Annotated in this window: 14 protein-coding genes; all 14 read left to right on the plus strand. The window is 70.8% G+C overall.

Going from position 1 to position 17736, the window contains the following annotated elements:
* The first annotated feature begins 31 nt into the window (after window positions 1-31).
* The 14 genes from nuoE to rarD all read left to right on the plus strand — a co-directional run bounded on the left by nuoE (window position 32) and on the right by rarD (window position 17660).
* Window positions 32-850 (plus strand): NADH-quinone oxidoreductase subunit NuoE, encoded by an 819-nt coding sequence (nuoE, locus tag G515_RS21175; protein ID WP_036555477.1) that lies wholly within the window; start codon window positions 32-34, stop codon window positions 848-850.
* Window positions 843-2222, plus strand: a complete 1380-nt coding sequence (nuoF, locus tag G515_RS21180) for an NADH-quinone oxidoreductase subunit NuoF (RefSeq protein ID WP_051218330.1) — start codon at window positions 843-845, stop codon at window positions 2220-2222. The genes nuoE and nuoF overlap by 8 nt, the downstream gene beginning before the upstream one ends.
* Window positions 2219-4507, plus strand: coding sequence for an NADH-quinone oxidoreductase subunit G (locus G515_RS0112220; RefSeq protein WP_028660357.1), 2289 nt, complete (start codon window positions 2219-2221; stop codon window positions 4505-4507). Before nuoF ends, G515_RS0112220 begins: the two co-directional genes overlap by 4 nt.
* Window positions 4507-5841 (plus strand): NADH-quinone oxidoreductase subunit NuoH, encoded by a 1335-nt coding sequence (nuoH, locus tag G515_RS21185; RefSeq protein WP_051218331.1) that lies wholly within the window; start codon window positions 4507-4509, stop codon window positions 5839-5841. The genes G515_RS0112220 and nuoH overlap by 1 nt, the downstream gene beginning before the upstream one ends.
* A 49-nt stretch (window positions 5842-5890) precedes the next feature.
* On the plus strand, window positions 5891-6553 hold the full coding sequence (gene nuoI, locus G515_RS21190; RefSeq protein ID WP_051218332.1) for an NADH-quinone oxidoreductase subunit NuoI: 663 nt from the start codon (window positions 5891-5893) through the stop codon (window positions 6551-6553).
* Window positions 6550-7479: an NADH-quinone oxidoreductase subunit J gene (locus G515_RS21195; RefSeq protein ID WP_084653515.1), complete on the plus strand. Its 930-nt coding sequence runs from the start codon at window positions 6550-6552 to the stop codon at window positions 7477-7479. The genes nuoI and G515_RS21195 overlap by 4 nt, the downstream gene beginning before the upstream one ends.
* On the plus strand, window positions 7479-7781 hold the full coding sequence (nuoK, locus tag G515_RS0112240) for an NADH-quinone oxidoreductase subunit NuoK (RefSeq protein ID WP_028660358.1): 303 nt from the start codon (window positions 7479-7481) through the stop codon (window positions 7779-7781). The genes G515_RS21195 and nuoK overlap by 1 nt, the downstream gene beginning before the upstream one ends.
* 7 nt (window positions 7782-7788) lie before the next feature.
* The gene (gene nuoL / locus G515_RS0112245; RefSeq protein ID WP_169570594.1) at window positions 7789-9735 is read left to right on the plus strand and encodes an NADH-quinone oxidoreductase subunit L; all 1947 of its coding nucleotides are present in this window, start codon (window positions 7789-7791) and stop codon (window positions 9733-9735) included.
* A gap of 112 nt (window positions 9736-9847) precedes the next feature.
* Window positions 9848-11446: an NADH-quinone oxidoreductase subunit M gene (locus G515_RS21200; RefSeq protein WP_051218333.1), complete on the plus strand. Its 1599-nt coding sequence runs from the start codon at window positions 9848-9850 to the stop codon at window positions 11444-11446.
* Complete coding sequence (nuoN, locus tag G515_RS0112255; protein WP_028660360.1) at window positions 11446-13044, plus strand: NADH-quinone oxidoreductase subunit NuoN; 1599 nt, start codon at window positions 11446-11448, stop codon at window positions 13042-13044. Before G515_RS21200 ends, nuoN begins: the two co-directional genes overlap by 1 nt.
* On the plus strand, window positions 13041-14048 hold the full coding sequence (locus G515_RS0112260; RefSeq protein ID WP_028660361.1) for a polyprenyl synthetase family protein: 1008 nt from the start codon (window positions 13041-13043) through the stop codon (window positions 14046-14048). Before nuoN ends, G515_RS0112260 begins: the two co-directional genes overlap by 4 nt.
* Before the next feature lie 92 nt (window positions 14049-14140).
* On the plus strand, window positions 14141-16015 hold the full coding sequence (locus G515_RS0112265; protein ID WP_028660362.1) for an FAD-dependent monooxygenase: 1875 nt from the start codon (window positions 14141-14143) through the stop codon (window positions 16013-16015).
* Entirely contained in the window at window positions 16012-16470 is a 459-nt protein-coding gene (locus G515_RS0112270) for a MarR family winged helix-turn-helix transcriptional regulator (RefSeq protein ID WP_028660363.1), read from the plus strand. Before G515_RS0112265 ends, G515_RS0112270 begins: the two co-directional genes overlap by 4 nt.
* 278 nt (window positions 16471-16748) lie before the next feature.
* A complete protein-coding gene (gene rarD, locus G515_RS21205; protein WP_036555481.1) occupies window positions 16749-17660 on the plus strand; it encodes an EamA family transporter RarD in 912 nt (303 codons plus the stop codon).
* The last annotated feature ends 76 nt before the right edge of the window (window positions 17661-17736 follow it).

The following is a 17736-nucleotide window of genomic DNA, read 5'->3' on the forward strand; positions in this document are numbered from 1 at the left end:
GCGCAGCGGCGGCCGCGGAAGGACGGCGCTGATGGCCCTCGACGAAGACACCTACGCCGAGCTCCGGGAGATCGGCGCGCGCTACCCGCAGGCCCGGAGCGGACTGCTGCCCATGCTCCACCTGGTGCAGAGCGTGGAGGGGAAGGTGACCCCTGAGGGGATCGAGGCCTGCGCCGACGTCCTCGGCCTCAGTCCTGCCGAGGTGAGCGGGGTGGCCACCTTCTACACGATGTACAAGCGCCGGCCGGTCGGCGACTACCTGGTCGGGGTGTGCACCAACACCCTGTGCGCGGTGATGGGCGGGGACGCCGTCTTCGAGCGGCTCCAGCAGCATCTCGGGGTCGGCAACGACGAGACCACCGAGGACGGCCGGATCACCCTCGAGCACATCGAGTGCAACGCGGCCTGCGACTACGCGCCGGTGATGATGGTCAACTGGGAGTTCGTCGACGAGGTCACTCCCGATTCCGCCGTCGACCTGGTCGAGGACCTTCGCCAGGGCGCGGAGCGGACCTCGACCCGGGGGGCGCGGCTGTGCACCTGGCGTCAGGCCGAGCGGGTGCTCGCCGGCTTCGAGGACGACCGGGTGGACGAGGGGCCCTCCGCGGGAGAGGCATCCCTGGCCGGGCTCCGTCTGGCCCAGGAGCACGCCTGGTCGGCACCGGGGCTGCAACCACCGGGGGCCGATCGGGCCGGTCGGGCCGAGCTGTCGGGCGACGGGCAGGCCGGTTCGGTGCGGGAGCGCGGAGCGGAGCGCGAGGGCACCCCCGACGACAAGCACCGGGCGGTGCGCGAGGCCGACACCCACCGTGCCGAGAGCGAGACGGTCCAGGAGGAGAGCGATGACTGAGCCGGTGGACACCCTCACCCCGGTCCTGACCGCCAACTGGGCCGACGAGCGCAGTTGGACGCTGCCGGCCTATGAGTCCCGCGGTGGGTACGACGCCCTCGACCGCGCCTTCGCGATGGCGCCCGACGACGTCGTCGCGATGGTCAAGGACGCCGGCCTGCGCGGTCGGGGAGGGGCCGGCTTCCCGACCGGGATGAAGTGGTCCTTCATCCCCAAGGACAACCCCAACCCCACCTACCTGGTGGTCAACGCCGACGAGTCCGAACCCGGCACCTGCAAGGACATCCCGTTGATGATGGCCAGCCCGCACACCCTGGTCGAGGGGGTGATCGTGAGCTCGTACGCGATCGGCGCCAACCGTGCCTTCATCTACGTCCGCGGCGAGGTGCTGCACGTGATCCGCCGGCTGCGGGCCGCGGTCCGGGAGGCGTACGCCGCGGGCCACCTCGGGCAGGACATCCACGGCTCGGGGTTCGACCTGGAGCTGGTGGTCCACGCCGGCGCCGGCGCCTACATCTGCGGCGAGGAGACGGCGCTGCTCGACTCCCTGGAGGGCCGCCGCGGCCAGCCACGGCTGCGCCCGCCGTTCCCCGCGGTGGCGGGCCTCTACGCCAGCCCGACGGTGATCAACAACGCCGAGTCGATCGCCTCGGTGCCCAGCATCCTCAACCACGGCGCCGAGTGGTTCGCAGGCATGGGCACCGAGAAGAGCAACGGGTTCGGCATCTTCTCCCTGTCCGGGCACGTCGTCCGGCCGGGGCAGTACGAAGCGCCGCTCGGCATCACCCTGCGCGAACTGCTCGACCTCGCCGGCGGCATCCGACCCGGCCACGAGCTGAAGTTCTGGACCCCGGGTGGCTCATCGACCCCGATGTTCACCTCCGAGCATCTCGACGTGCCCCTGGACTTCGAAGGTGTGGCCGCGGCCGGATCGATGCTCGGCACCCGGGCCCTGCAGATCTTCGACGACTCGGTGTGCGTGCTGCGGGCGGTGCTGCGCTGGACCGAGTTCTACAAACACGAGTCGTGCGGCAAGTGCACCCCGTGCCGGGAGGGCACCTGGTGGCTCGTCCAGACCCTCACCGCCCTGGAGAAGGGGCAGGGCAGTGAGGCCGACCTCGACCTGCTGCTCGACCAGTGCGACAACATCCTGGGCCGCGCGTTCTGCGCCCTGGGGGACGGTGCCACCAGCCCGATCACCAGTTCGATCAAGTACTTCCGCGACGAGTACCTCGCCCATCTGATCCAGGGCGGCTGCCCCTTCGACCCCGCGGCCTCGACGGTGTGGGCCGACTCCGGCGCGGCCTCGGCGAGTGGCGTGACGCCGGCCGGGTCCGTCGAGGCCGGGGCACGGACGGAGGCCCACCGGTGAGCGAGCAGCAGGTCGAGAAGACCGTGACCCTGACCATCGACGGCCAACAGGTGACCGTCCCCGAGGGCACCTTGGTGATCCGGGCGGCGGAGAGGATCGGCGTCCAGATCCCGCGGTTCTGCGACCACCCGCTGCTGGAGCCGGCCGGGGCGTGCCGGCAGTGCCTGGTCGACATCCCCGACGCCGGCAACGGCCGGGGTTTCCCGAAGCCGCAGGCCTCCTGCACCATTCCGGTCGCCGAGGGGATGGTGGTGCAGACCCAGGCCACCAGCCCGGTCGCCGACAAGGCGCAGCAGGGGATCATGGAGTTCCTGCTGGTCAACCACCCGCTCGACTGCCCGGTGTGCGACAAGGGCGGCGAATGCCCCCTGCAGAACCAGGCGATGAGCAACGGCCGCGGCGAGAGCCGCTTCGAGGGCGTCAAGCGCACCTTTCCCAAGCCGATCAACCTCTCCCCGATGATCCTGCTCGACCGGGAGCGCTGCATCGTGTGCCAGCGCTGCACCCGCTTCGCCGCCGAGATCCCGGGCGACCCGTTCATCTCGCTGATCGAGCGGGGGGCGCAACAGCAGATCGGGATCGCCGAGGGGTCGCCGTTCCTCTCCTACTTCGCCGGAAACACCATCCAGATCTGCCCGGTGGGAGCGCTCACCTCCGAGCAGTACCGCTTCCGCTCCCGCCCCTTCGACCTGATCTCGACCGCCTCGGTCGCCGAGCACGACGCCTGCGGGGCCGCGATCCGGGTGGACCACCGCCGCGGCAAGGTGATGCGACGCCTCTCCGGTGAGGACCCCGAGGTCAACGAGGAGTGGATCAGCGACAAGGACCGCTTCGCCTTCCGCTACGCCACCGCCCGCGACCGGCTGGTCGACCCGCGGGTCCGCGAGACGGAGGCAGGCTCGGGGCGAACGGTCGGCGAGCAGCGGATGGCCTCCTGGCTGGAGGCGTTCGCCCTGGCCGCGCGCGGGCTGCGTGCCGCGGGCAGCGTGGCGGTGCTCAGCGGCGGGCGGGTCACCCGTGAGGACGCCGAGGCGTACGCCGGGCTGGCCCGCGACCTCGGCACCGCCGATGTCGACTTCCGGGCTCGCCCACTCTCCGCCGAGGAGACCGAGTTCCTGCGCGACCGGGTCGCCGGGCACCGCGACCTCGGCTATGCCGACCTGGAAGCCGCGCCGGTCGTCGTCCTCGTCGGCCTCGAGCCCGAGGACGAGGCGGGCACCATCTTCCTGCGCCTGCGCAAGGCCGCGCGCCGCGGCGCCCGCGTGCTCGCCGTGGCGCCGTACCTCAGCCGGGGCGCGGCCAAGCTCGGCGCGGAACTGGTCGCCACCGTGCCGGGTGAGGAGGCGACGGCGCTGGCCTCGCTCGACGTCCCCGACGGGACGGTCGTGCTGGCCGGGGAGCGGCTGGCGACCTCGCCGGGCGCCCTGCCCGCCGTCAGCGACCTGGCGGCCTGCACCGGCGCACGCTGGGCATGGGTGCCGCGCCGGGCCGGTGATCGAGGTGCCCTCGAAGCGGGACTGCTGCCCGCCGATGGTGGCCGCGACGCCGACCAGATCATCGCCGCCGTCCTGGCCGGTGAGATCCGCGGCCTGGTGGTCGGGGGTGTCGACCCCGACGACGTGAGCGACCCGGCGGCGTTCCGCGCGGCGCTGGAGGCGGCCGAGTTCGTGGTCAGCCTCGAACTGCGCGACACCGACGTGACCCGTGCCGCGGACGTCGTCCTGCCGGTGGCCGCGGCCAGCGAGAAGTCCGGCACCTTCCTCACCTGGGAGGGCAGACCGCGTCCGTTCCCGCAGGTCTTCGATCGGCCGGCCTGCTTCTCCGACGCCCGGGTCCTCCACGAGATCCGCAAGGAACTGGCCGCCCTCCCCGCCGAACTGCCGACCGCTGCCCCTGCCCGATCCGCAGACCCCGCCCGGTCGGCGGACATCCCCGGCCGCTCGGTGCGGGACACGGGCGCCGAGAGCGGCGTCCTCGCGCTGGCCACCTGGAAGCTGATGCTCGACAACGGGTCGATGCAGGAGGGCGACAAGCACCTCGCCGCCACCGCCCGGCCGGCGGTGGCCCGGGTCAGCCCAGCGACGTACGCCGCCCTCGACCCAGCGCCCGACGAGGGCCTGGTCACCGTCAGTGGCGATCGAGGCTCCTTCACCCTCCCGGTGGAGGTGGTCGACGGCATGGTCGAGGGCACCGTCTGGGTGCCGGCCAACTCCTGTGGCACCGGGGTGCTGGCCGGGCTGGCGAGCCCGGGCTCCCGGGTGTCCCTGACCGGAGGTGAGCGCTGATGCTGGAGATGTTCGGCCACGACCCGTGGTGGATCATCGGGATCAAGGTGCTGGCGATCTTCGTCGTGCTGGTGCTGCTGACCCTGTTCAACATCTGGTGGGAGCGCCGGGTGGTGGCGCGGATGCAGCACCGCATCGGCCCCAACGTCAACGGTCCGTTCGGGCTGTTGCAGAGCCTGGCCGACGGCGTGAAGCTGGCCTTCAAGGAGGACATCGTTCCGCGGGCCGCCGACAAGGTGGTCTTCGTCCTCGCGCCGATCATCGCCTGCGTGCCCGCCTTCGTGACCTTCAGCGTGATCCCGTTCGGCCCCGAGGTGAACCTGTTCGGTGTCACCACCCCGCTGCAGCTCACCGACCTGCCGGTCGCGGTGCTGTTCGTGATGGCGGTGGCCAGCATCGGTATCTACGGCATCGTGCTCGGCGGCTGGGCCAGCGGGTCGACGTACTCCCTGCTCGGTGGTCTGCGGTCCAGCGCCCAGATGATCTCCTACGAGGTCGCGATGGGCATCGCCCTGATCGCCGTCTTCATGCACGCCGGGTCGCTGTCGACCAGCGAGATCGTGGCCGCTCAGGACAACGTCTGGTTCGGCCTGACGCTGATGCCCAGCTTCGTCATCTACGTGATCGCGATGGTGGGCGAGACCAACCGCGCCCCGTTCGACCTCCCGGAGGCCGAGGGCGAGTTGGTCGGCGGTTTCCACACCGAGTACTCCAGCCTCAAGTTCGCCCTCTTCTTCCTCGCCGAGTACATCAACATGGCGACCGTCTCGGCGCTGGCGACGACCCTGTTCCTCGGTGGCTGGCACGCGCCGTTCTGGATCGACGAGGTGTGGGCCGGCGCCAACCAGGGCTACTGGCCGGTGCTCTGGTTCTTCGGCAAGGTGCTCTTCTTCATCTTCGTCTTCATCTGGCTGCGGGGCACCCTGCCCCGGATGCGTTACGACCAGTTCATGGCGCTCGGCTGGAAGGTCCTGATCCCGGTCTCGCTGGTCTGGATCGTGGGCGTGGCCGTGGTCCGGGTGGCGCGCAACGAGCTCGACGGCTTCTCCACTCAGACCAGCCTGATCCTGGCCGGGATCGCACTCGTGGCCCTGATCGCCCTGTTCTTCGTGGGCGGCGAGGACAGACCCGCGAGTACGCCGGAGGCCGGGGCCGGTGACAGGACCCCGGTGCCGGCCACCGCCCCCGGCCAGCAGGGAGCACGCAGCTTCCCGGTACCGCCGATGCCCGCCGGCGGCGCCGTCCAGGGTGTGGCGCCGCCGCTCACCTTCCCCCCCGAGCCGGCCCGCGAGCGCACCAGTACCACCACAGCGACAGCTGAGGAGACCCCATGAACACGCCATTCGAATGCCCGCTCCGCTCCGCTCCGAACGGGGACCCCCGATGAGCGAGGAGCAGAAGCCAGGCGTCGGGCAGCGCGTCAAGGAGAGCGTCTGGGACCCGGTCGCCGGGTTCGGCGTCACCTTCTCGACGATGTTCAAGAAGCCCGTCACCGAGCAGTACCCCTTCGAGAAGCAGCCCACCGCCCCCCGCTTCCACGGCCGTCACCAGCTCAACCGCTGGCCGGACGGGCTGGAGAAGTGCGTCGGCTGCGAGCTGTGTGCCTGGGCCTGTCCGGCGGACGCGATCTTCGTCGAGGGGGCCGACAACGACGACTCCGAGGACGGGGAGGGGCGCTTCAGCCCCGGCGAGCGGTACGGCCGCGTCTACCAGATCAACTACCTGCGCTGCATCCTGTGCGGACTGTGCGTCGAGGCGTGCCCGACCCGGGCCCTGACGATGACCAACGAATACGAACTCGCCGACGACAACCGGGCCGACCTGATCTATGAGAAGCAGGATCTGCTCGCACCGCTGCTGCCCGGCATGGAGTCGCCGCCGCACCCGATGCGGCTCGGTGAGGACGAGAGCGACTACTACCGCGACGCCACCCGCGCGCAACGGGAGGAACCGGGCACGCGGTGGACGCCCGCGGCGGCCGGTGCTGCGCCGGGGGAGGAGTGGCCCAAGGATCCGGCGGTCGACGCCACGGAGACCGGCGCATGACGGCGTTCTGGGTGCTGGCACCGGTGCTGGTGCTGGCCGCTCTCGGTCTGCTGTTCGTGCGCAAAGCCGTGCATGCGGCGCTCCTGCTCGCGGTCGTGATGATCAGCCTCGCCGTGCTCTACGCGGTGCTCGAGGCGCCGTTCCTCTTCGCCGTCCAGATCGTCGTCTACACCGGCGCGATCCTGATGCTGTTCCTGTTCGTCGTGATGCTGGTCGGCGTCGACGCCTCCGACTCGCTGGTCGAGACCATCCCCGGCCAGCGACTCAGCGCCGGCGTCGTCGGAATCCTCCTGCTCGTGCTGCTGCTGCTCGGATTCGGCCAACTCGGTCTGGGAGCCGCCCAGTCGCTGGGGGCGGCCGGTGGCAGCGACAACATCCGCGCGATCGCCGATCTGTTGTTCAGCCGGTACGTCGTCGCCTTCGAGGTCACCGCGGCCCTGCTCATCACCGCCGCGGTCGGCGCCATGGTGCTGGCCCACAAGGAGCGGCTGGAGCCGAAGCGTTCCCAGGCCGACCTGGCCGCGCAGCGGGTCCGAGACTTCAGTCAGCGCGGCGTTCACCTCGGCAACCTGCCCGCCCCCGGCACCTACGCCCGTCACAACGCCGTCGACACTCCGGCCCTGCTGCCCGACGGCGGCACCGTCCCCGGCTCGGTGCCGCGGGTGCTGGTCGCCCGCGGCAGCGTCCGGGACGTCGGCGGGTTCGCGTCCTCGCCCGGTTCGGGCGACGGCGGCGAGCAGGGGCCGGGGCCGAAGAGTCCGGCCGCCGAGCTCGTCGAGGCGCAGATCGAGGAGCGGGCCTGGACACGTCCGGCCGACGACGCCGACGGCCGGGCCGCAGCCCCGCCGGGCGTATCCGACCCCGATGACGGGCACGAGGACGCAGCCGTGACCGGTGACGCGGGTGAGCAGGGAGAGGAGAGTTGATGGACAGCGTGACCCCCTTCGTCGTGCTCAGCGCGATCCTGTTCAGCATCGGGGCCGTCGGGGTGCTGATCCGACGCAACGCGATCGTGGTGTTCATGTGCGTCGAGCTGATGCTCAACGCCGGCAACCTCGCGCTGGTCGCCTTCGCCTACCACCACGGCGGGCTCGACGGTCAGGTCGCCGCCTTCTTCGTGATGGTGGTCGCCGCGGCCGAGGTCGTGATCGGACTGGCGATCATCATGACGATCTTCCGCACCCGTCACTCGGCCTCGGTCGACGACGCCAGTCTGCTGAAGTGGTGAGCGCGCGATGAACACCGTGATCCTCTCCGCCGCCGAGCACGTCCCGGTGGTCGCTCCTACCGAGGCCTCCGGCGTCTTCGGGCTGATGTGGCTGATCATCGCCCTGCCCGCGCTCGGCGCCGTCGTCCTGCTACTCGGCGGCCGGCGTACCGACGCCTGGGGGCACCTGCTGGCCACCGCGCTGCCGATCGTCTCCTTCGTGCTCGGCGTGGCGATGTTCGTGGCGATGCTCGGCCGGGCCGAGGACGACCGGCAGGTCGGTCAGCACCTGTGGACCTGGTTCGAGACCTCCGATCTGAGCGTCGGCATGGACCTGCTGCTCGACCCGTTGAGCATCCTGTTCGTCCTGCTCATCACCGGCGTCGGCAGCCTGATCCACGTCTACTCGATCGGCTACATGGCGCACGACCCGCGGCGGCGCAGGTTCTTCGCCTATCTGAACCTCTTCCTCGCCGCGATGCTCACCCTGGTGCTGGCGGACAACTACCTGGTGCTCTTCCTCGGCTGGGAGGGGGTCGGCCTGGCGTCGTACCTGCTGATCGGCTTCTGGCAGCACAAGCCGTCGGCGGCAGCGGCGGCGAAGAAGGCCTTCGTGATCAACCGGGTCGGCGACATGGGCCTCTCGACCGCGATCATGCTCGCCTTCGTCACCTTCGGGTCGACCAGTTTCGCGGTGATCAGCGCCGGCGCGCCCGAGGCCTCCGAGACGACGATGACGATCCTGGGGCTGCTCCTCCTGCTCGGCGCCTGCGGCAAGTCCGCCCAGGTGCCGCTGCAGGCCTGGCTGCTGGACGCGATGGAGGGCCCGACCCCGGTGTCGGCACTCATCCACGCCGCGACCATGGTCACCGCCGGCGTCTACCTCGTGGTGCGCTCCAACTTCGTCTTCGAACTCGCCCCGGCGGCCCAGACCGTGGTCGTCGTGGTCGCCGTCGTCACCCTGCTGTGGGGGGCGGTGATCGGATGTGCCAAGGACGACGTCAAGAAGGTGCTCGCCGGCTCCACGATGAGTCAGATCGGCTACATGATGCTCGGCGCCGGCCTGGGCGTCGCGGGCTACGCCTTCGCGATCTTCCACCTGCTCACGCACGGCTTCTTCAAGGCCAACATGTTCCTCGGCGCCGGCTCGGTGATGCACGCGATGGACGACGACGTCGACATGCGACGGTACGGCGGACTGCGGCTGCCGATGCCGGTCACCTTCCTCACCTTCGCGATGGGGTACCTCGCGATCATCGGGTTCCCGGGTTTCTCGGGGTTCTTCTCCAAGGACAAGATCATCGAGACCGCCCTGGCCGAGAACCTCCTGGTCGGATCGCTCGCGCTGCTGGGTGCCGGGATCACCGGCTTCTACATGACCCGGCTGATGCTGATGACCTTCTTCGGGAAGAGGCGCTGGCGTGACGGGGTGCACCCGCACGAGTCGCCGGCGGTGATGACCGGTCCGCTGGTGGCTCTCGCCGCGCTCTCCGTACTCGGCGGCGTCCTCATCCTGGGCAACTGGATCTCCGACTTCCTCACCCCCGTGGTCGGCCATGCCGAGCACGCGGCACCGCCGATCCCGGCGTGGGCCGTCTCGGTACTCACCGTGGCGGTGGTGGCGGTCGGCGTGACCGGCGCCTGGCTGATGTTCGGCCGCCGCAGTGTCCCGGAGGCTCCGCCCGAACCGCACGGCCCGCTCGGTTGGGCGGTCACCGCCGGGCGCAACGACCTCTACGGCGACCAGATCAACGACACGCTCGTGGTGGGTCCCGGAGCCACGGTGACGCGCACCGTCGTCGACGTCGACAAGCACGTCGTCGACGGCGTCCTCACCGGGGGCCCGGTCGCGGTCGGCGCGATCGCGGGGGTGCTCCGCCGCCTCGAGAACGGCTACGTCCGCAGCTACGCGCTCTCCGTGCTGACCGGCGCGGTCGTCGTGATCGCGGCCCTGCTGGCGGTGAATCTCGCATGAGTGCCGTGTCGAGGCGCGCGACCCGCTGTCGCGCGGTGCCGTCCAACCTGAGCCATGAGGTGGGGCGAGCGGGTCGGCGACCCTCCGCTGTGACCCTCACGAGGGGGATCCGATGAGTTTTCCGCTGCTGACCCTGCTCTGGGTGGTCCCGTTCGTCGCGGCGCTGGCGACGGCGTTCGCCGGCGCGCGCGCCAGGGCGGTCGCCATGGGCGGCGCCCTGCTCACCCTGGTGCTCGGCGTCGTCGCGGTGGCGGCGTACAACTCCGGCGACGGCGAAGGCTTCCGGCTCACCGAGACGCACGAGTGGATCGGTGCCTTCGGCGTCCACTACGCCCTGGGGCTCGACGGTCTGGGCGTCCTGCTGGTGGCGCTCACCGTGGTCCTGGTGCCGATCGTACTGCTGGCCTCCTGGCGCGACACGGATCGCGCCGGCTTCTTCGCCTGGGCGCTCGCGCTGGAGGCGTTCTCGCTGGTGGTCTTCTGTGCCACCGACGTCTTCCTGTTCTACGTCTTCTTCGAGGCCACCCTGGTGCCGGCGTACTTCCTGATCGGGAGCTACGGCCGCTCCGGGTCCGGTGCGGCGGCGCTGAAGTTCCTGATGTACCAGCTCGGGGGCGGGCTGGTCATGCTCGCCTCGGTGATCGGCCTCTACGTCGTCTCCGCCAACGCCGGGTCGCCGTCCTACCTCATCGACGACCTGGCCGCCCTGGACATCTCCGAGACCACCCAGCGGTGGCTCTTCATCGGGTTCTTCATCGCGTTCGCGGTCAAGGCGCCGATCTTCCCGCTGCACACCTGGCTGGCGGACACCACCGAGAAGGCCACCCCGCCGACCAGCGTGCTGCTGGTGTGCATCCTGGACAAGATCGGCACCTTCGGCATGCTGCGCTTCTGCCTCGGGTTGCTGCCCGACGCGAGCGCCTGGGCGACCCCGGTCGTGGTGGTGCTGGCGCTGATCTCGATCGTGTACGGCGCGTTCCTGGCGATCGGTCAGGACGACCTGCTCCGCCTGATCGGCCTGACCTCGCTGAGCCACTTCGGCTTCATCACCCTGGGCATCTTCACGCTCACGCCCGAGGGTGGCTCCGGCTCGGTCCTCTACATGGTCAACCACGGTGTCGCCACCGCCGCGCTCTTCCTGGCGGCCGGGTTCTTGATCCAGCGCCGCGGCACCAGCCTGATCTCGGAGATGACCGGTGTGGAGAGCCGGGCCCCGATCCTGGCCGGGCTCTTCCTCGTCGCCGGTCTGGCCACCGCCGGTCTCCCCGGGCTCTCCCAGTTCGTCTCCGAGATCATGGTGATGATCAGCGCCTTCGACTACCACTGGCTGGCAGGCGTCGTCTCCGTCACCGGCATCGTGCTCGCCGCGATCTACGTGCTCTGGGCCTACCAGCGCATCTTCACCGGACCTTGGGGCGGCCGCGCCGCCGGTGGCGGGGGTCCTGCCGGCCAGGCCGACGGCACCTCCCCGCCCGGGATCGGTGCCGAACCGGCCTCGGCCGAACCGGTCGCGGTCAACGACCTGGGCCGTCGGGAGATCGGCGTCCTGGCGCCGTTGACACTGGCGCTGGTGCTGTTCGGCTTCCTGCCCGGCCCGCTGCTGGACGTGGTCAATCCGACCGTCGACCAGCTCATCGAGCACGTCGGCGTGGAACAGGACGGCCCCACCGTCGCCATCGCTGAGGACACCACCACCGAGGAGGGGCACTGATGGAGCCGTTCTCCGCACCCGGCCTGGAGTACGCCGAGCTGTGGCCGCTGATGGTCGTGCTCGGGGTGGCACTGGTCGGCATCCTGGTGGAGGCCTTCGTGCCCCGCGAACGCCGCTTCGTGACCCAGGCGGTGCTCGCCATCGGTGCCCTCGGGGTCGCCCTGGTCGGCACGGTCGTGGTCGGCGTACGCCTCCAGGTGGTGGCCGACGGGGCCGCCCGCGGGCTGATCACCTCCCAGGGGTCGCTCGCGGTCGACGGTCCGAGCGTGTTCCTGTGGGGGCTCACCCTCGTGTTCGCACTGGCCGGTGCCATGCTCTTCGCCGAGCGGCGGGTCCACGCCGGGGTCTCGGTCTTCGCAGGTCAGGCCGCGGCGCTTCCGGGCACCGCGGCCGAGCGCGACGCGTCGAGTCGCGGGCTGGAGCACACCGAGGTCTACCCGCTGATGCTGTTCGCGGTGGGCGGGATGATGCTCTTCCCGGCCTCCAGCGACCTGCTGATGATGTTCGTCGCCCTCGAGGTGCTCTCGCTGCCGCTCTACATCCTGTGCGGGCTGGCGCGCCGCCGCCGGCTGCTCAGCCAGGAGGCGGCGCTCAAGTACTTCCTGCTCGGCGCCTTCTCCTCCGGCTTCTTCGTCTACGGCATGGCGCTGGTCTACGGGTACGCCGGGTCGATGGACCTGGCCGCGATCAGTGAGGCGATCAACTCCGACATCGGCAACCACGACCTGCTGCTGCTCGGGGTGGGCCTGATGTCGGTCGGGCTGCTGTTCAAGGTGGGTGCGGTGCCGTTCCACGCCTGGACCCCGGACGTGTATCAGGGCGCCCCGACCGCCGTCACGGCGTTCATGGCGGCCTGCACCAAGATCGCCGCCTTCGGTGCCCTCCTGCGGCTCTTCTACGTGGCGCTCGGAGACGACCGGTGGAGCTGGCAGCCGATGATCTGGGTGGTCGCGATCCTGACCATGCTGCTCGGGTCCGCGCTGGCGATCGTGCAGACCGACGTCAAGCGGATGCTGGCCTACTCGGCGATCGCGCACACCGGGTTCTTGCTGACCGGCCTGCTCGGGGTCCAGGCCCCGGCGGACCTCGGGCCCTCCGAGATCAGCTCGCTCCAGGCGGTGCTGTTCTACCTGGCGGCGTACTCGCTGGCGACGGTCGGCGGATTCGCCATCGTCACGGTGGTGCGCGACGCCGGGGGAGAGGCGACCCGATTCGCCAGCTGGGCGGGCCTGGGCAAGCGGGCGCCGGTGCTGGCGGGTGTGTTCGGGTTCCTGCTGCTCTCGATGGCGGGCATCCCGCTGACGGCCGGCTTCGTCGGCAAGTGGGCGGTCTTCGAGGTCGCCCTCGCGGCCGGGGCCTGGCCGGTGGTGCTGGTCGCGATCGCCGCCAGCGTGGTCGCGGTCTTCTTCTACGTCCGGTTCATCTGGCTGATGTTCTTCACCGATCCCGTCGACGGCGTGGAGCCGGCGGCGGTCACCGTGCCCTCCCCGCTCACCTCGCTGGTGATCGGCGTGTGCGCGCTGGGCACCGTGCTGCTCGGTGTCCTGCCCGGCCCGGTTCTCGCTCTGCTGGCCGATGCGGGATCATTCATCAGGTGAGTACTCCCTCGACCGCCGCGCTCGCCCTCCCGGTCACCGACCCGGAGGTCGAGCAGCGTCTGCGCAGCCGACTCGACCTGGTGGAGAAGGCCCTGGCCGGCCACGTGCAGAGCCGGGCCCCCTTCGTCACCGAGGCGGCGACGCACCTGCTGGCCGCGGGGGGCAAGCGGTTCCGGCCGCTGCTGGTGCTGCTCGCGGCGGAGACCGGCCCGCACCCCGACGCCGAGGAGGTGCTCACCGCGGCCTGCGCGGTCGAGCTGGTGCACCAGGCCTCGCTCTACCACGACGACGTGATGGACGAGGCGCTCGTACGCCGTAGCGCCGACACCGCCAACGCGCGGTGGGACAACCACGTCGCGATCCTCACCGGCGACTTCCTCTTCGCCCGCTCCTCGGAGCTGACCGCCGAGCTGGGCCCGGAGGGTGTGCGGATCCAGGCGGAGACCTTCGCCCGGCTGGTCGAGGGCCAGATCCTCGAGACCGTGGCGCCCGGTCCCGACGCCGACCCGGTCGCCCATCACCTGGAGGTGGTGGCCGGCAAGACCGGCGCGCTGCTGGCCACCTCGGCCCGCTACGGCGCGATGTTCTCCGGTGCGTCGGAGGAGATCACGCGGGCCCTGACGGCGTACGGCGAGATCGTGGGCACCGCCTTCCAGATCTCCGATGACATCCTCGACATCGCCTCCGAGTCCGAGGAGTCGGGCAAGACCCCCGGCACCGACCTGCGCGAGGGCGTGCCCACCCTGCCCGTGCTCTTCGCCCGGCGTGCTGCGCGCGCCGAGGACGCTCGGTTGATCGAGCTGCTCGACACCGATCTGTCCGAGGACGCCGACCTCGCCGAGGCGCTCATCCTGCTGCGTGCGCACCCCGCCATGGCCGAGGCCCGTGCCTACGTCGTCGCCCGGGCCGCCGAGGCCAAGCAGGTCCTCGGCGCGCTGCCCGAGGGGCCGGTCCGGTCCGCCCTGGAGGCCTTCGCCGACATCGTCGCGGTGCGCACCAGCTGAGGCCGGTGCCGAGGGGCTTCGTCACCCTCGTTGGCAGAATCGTTGGTGTACTGACTATATTTGTCGGTCACCACACCCGGAGGAGCAGCGCGATGCAGTACTACCGAGACGGATTCCACCCTGGCGACCCGGCGGTGGTGCCCGCCGACCGGCCGGCGCCCACCCTCCTCCCCGACTCGGTGGATGTGCTGATCGTCGGCACCGGCCCCGCCGGTCTGGTACTCGCCGCCCAACTGGCCCGGTTCCCGGGCATCACCACCCGGATCGTCGAGCGGCGTACCGGACCGCTCGAGATGGGCCAGGCGGACGGCGTGGCGTGCCGCACCATCGAGATGTTCCAGGGCTTCGGCTTCGCCGAGCAGTTGCTGCACGAGGCCTACTGGGTCAACGAGACCGTCTTCTGGGGACCGGCCGAGGGGCGGCGCGACCACATCGTGCGCACCGGCCGGGTGCAGGACGTCGAGGACGGGCTGAGCCAGATGCCGCACGTCATCATGAACCAGGCCCGGATCCATGAGTATCTCCTCCAGGCGATGCGGAACTCGCCGACGAGGCTGGCGCCCGACTACGGGCTCGAGTTCATCGACCTGGAGGTGGCCGAGGACGGCGCCCACCCGGTCACCGTCACCCTGCGTGATGTCACCGACGACACCACCCGCACCGTCCGCGCGTCGTACGTGATCGGCTGCGACGGCGCCCGTAGCGGCGTTCGGAAGGCGATCGGCCGCGAACTGGTCGGCGACCGGGCCAACCACGCCTGGGGCGTGATGGACATCCTGGCCTCCACCGACTTCCCCGACATCCGGTTCAAGGCGGCGATCCAGTCCGCCGCGGGCGGCAGCATCCTGCTCATCCCTCGTGAGGGCGGCCATCTGGTGCGCCTCTACGTCGACCTCGGCGTCGTGACCGAGGACAACCGCGAGGAGATCCGGGGGATGAGCGCGGAGCAGGTGGCCGAGGTCGCCAACCGGGCGCTCCACCCCCATTCCCTCGAGGTGAAGGAGACCGTGTGGTTCTCCGTCTACGAGGTGGCCCAGCGGCTCACCGACGGGTTCGACGACGTCGCGGGCCGGGGTAGCGACCGTGGGCCGCACGTCTTCATCGCGGGCGACGCCTGCCACACGCACAGTGCCAAGGCCGGCCAGGGCATGAACGTGTCCATGCAGGACGCGTTCAACCTGGGCTGGAAGTTGGCCGCGGTGCTCGAGGGGCGCAGCGACGCCAGCCTGCTGGAGACCTACTCCGCCGAGCGTCAGCCGGTGGCCCAGGAGCTGATCGACTTCGACAAGGAGTGGTCGGCCATGCTCGCGGGCGGGGCCGTCGACAGCGCCTCGGCCGCGGAGGTCAGCGACTACTTCGTCCGGCAGGGCCGGTACACCGCGGGGGTCGCGGTCCGCTACACCCCGTCCCGGCTCACCGGCACCGGCGAGCATCAGCAGCTGGCGACCGGCTTCGAGGTCGGCACCCGCTTCCACTCCGCGCCGGTCGTGCGGGTCGCGGACGGCAAGAGGATGGAACTGGGGCACTGTGCGGCGGCCGACGGTCGCTGGCGTCTCTACGCCTTCGCCGACGCAGCCGGCACCAGGCTCGAAGAGCTGTGCGAGTGGCTGGTCAGTGCCGAGGAGTCGCCCGTGGTCCGGCACTCCCCGAAGGGGGCGGACCTCGACGCCGTGATCGACGTACGCGGGATCTGGCAGCGGCCGCATGCGGACATCGACTTCGGTGGCCTGCCGCACCTCCTGCGTCCGGCGACCGGCCGGCTCGGCCTCACCGACTACGAGAAGGCGTTCGCGCCCGACCTGAAGTCGGGCCCGGACATCTTCGACCTGCGCGGTGTCTCGCGCGCCGAGGGCGCCCTGGTCCTCGTGCGCCCCGACCAGTACGTCGCCCAGGTGCTCCCGCTCGACGGGTACGCCGAGCTGAGCGCCTTCTTCGCGGACCTGCTCACCGTTCCGGCCGCGCGATGACCCCAGCAGAGCCGGTCGGCGAGCCGCTCGTCCGCCACACCGGGCACCTGCTGCGACGTGCCCAGCAGGTGCACACGGCGGTCTGGCAGCGCGACGTCTCCACCCAGGTGACCAGCGTCCAGTACGCCGTCCTCTCGGTGCTGCGGGCCAGACCCGGCGCGAGTCAGGCCGAACTCGGCGCCGAACTGGTGCTGGACCGCTCGACGGTCGCCGACCTCGTGGTCCGGATGACCGGGCGTGGCCTCATCGCCCGGGAGCAGGACCCGACCGACCGGCGACGCAAGGTGTTGACCCTCACCGCGGACGGCCGGGCGAAGCTGGCCGACCTGCGTCCGAAGGTGGACGGGCTCGAACCGGTGCTCACCGCCGGTCTCACCGACGACGACGCGGTCGAGTTCCGCCGGATGCTCCAGACCATCCTGGACGCGGCAGGCGAGTCCGAACTGGTCGACTGAACTGCGCTTACGGCGCGACCCGCGACAGCTCGCGGCCTTCCGGACGTGGGCCAGAGGGTCAGAAGCGCACGACCCGGGTGAGCCTGGTCTGGTCGTGGTACCGGAGGGTGTAGTCGCCCTCGTGGAGGGACCGCTGCCAGGGCGGCCAGCGATGCGGCGATGGTGGCCAGTCGCATGAGTGCCTCCTCAAGACTCGGTGTCGCGCGAGACGTTACTCAGACCGTGCGGGGATCGGGGTTGGGGGCCGCGGCCCCGACCGTGCGGCGTACCCTCATCGGGTGTCGGAGCAGCGCAGGGGAGTGGCATTCGGCTTCGCGGCCTACGGCATCTGGGGACTCTTCCCCCTGTACTGGCCGCTCCTGGAGCCGGCCGGGGCCGGCGAGATCCTCGCGCACCGCTTGCTCTGGTCCCTGGTGGTCATGGGTGTGCTGGTTGTCGCGCTACGCCGCTGGAGCCGGCTGCGTGCACTGCTGGCCGATCGGCGCCGGATGCGGATCCTCCCGCTGGCTGCCGTCGCCGTCAGCCTCAACTGGTTGATCTACATCGGCGCGGTCAACAGCGGTCACGTCGTCGAGGCATCCCTCGGATACTTTGTGAACCCGCTCGTCACCGTCCTGTTCGGCGTGCTGCTGCTCGGCGAGCGGCTCCGGCCGATGCAGTGGGCCGCTCTGGGGGTCGCCGCCCTGGCGGTCGTCGTACTCACTCTCGATCTCGGCCGGCCGCCGTGGATCGCGCTCGGCCTCGCCCTCTCCTTCGGCAGTTACGGTCTGCTCAAGAAGCGCGCCGACGCCGGCGCCATCGAGAGCCTCACCGTGGAGACGGCCGTGGTCGCGCCGATCGCGCTCGCGTACGTCGCCTGGCTGGGTGCCCTCGGGCGTGGCCACTTCGTCGGCGAGGGACCGACGCTGACGACCCTGCTGATCGGCTCGGGCGTGGTGACCGTGGTGCCGCTGTTGTGCTTCGGTGCCGCCGCCACCCGGATCCCGCTGACCATGCTGGGTCTGTTGCAGTACCTCACCCCGATCGCCCAGTTCCTGCTCGGCGTCCTCTACTTCCACGAGTACATGCCGCCCGGCCGGTGGGCCGGCTTCGCGCTGGTCTGGGTGGCGCTGGTCGCCTTCACCGTCGAGGCCCTCACCCACGCCCGGCGCGAGCAGCTCCGCCGTGCCGCCGAGTCCGCGGCCATCTGACGCTCTCCCGGACCGTTGAGTGGGTCCTCCCGGACCGTTGAGTGGGTCCTCCCGAACGGTTGAGTGGGTCCTCCCG

This window comes from Nocardioides insulae DSM 17944 (genome assembly GCF_000422825.1).
GTDB classification, from domain to species: Bacteria; Actinomycetota; Actinomycetes; order Propionibacteriales; family Nocardioidaceae; genus Nocardioides; species Nocardioides insulae.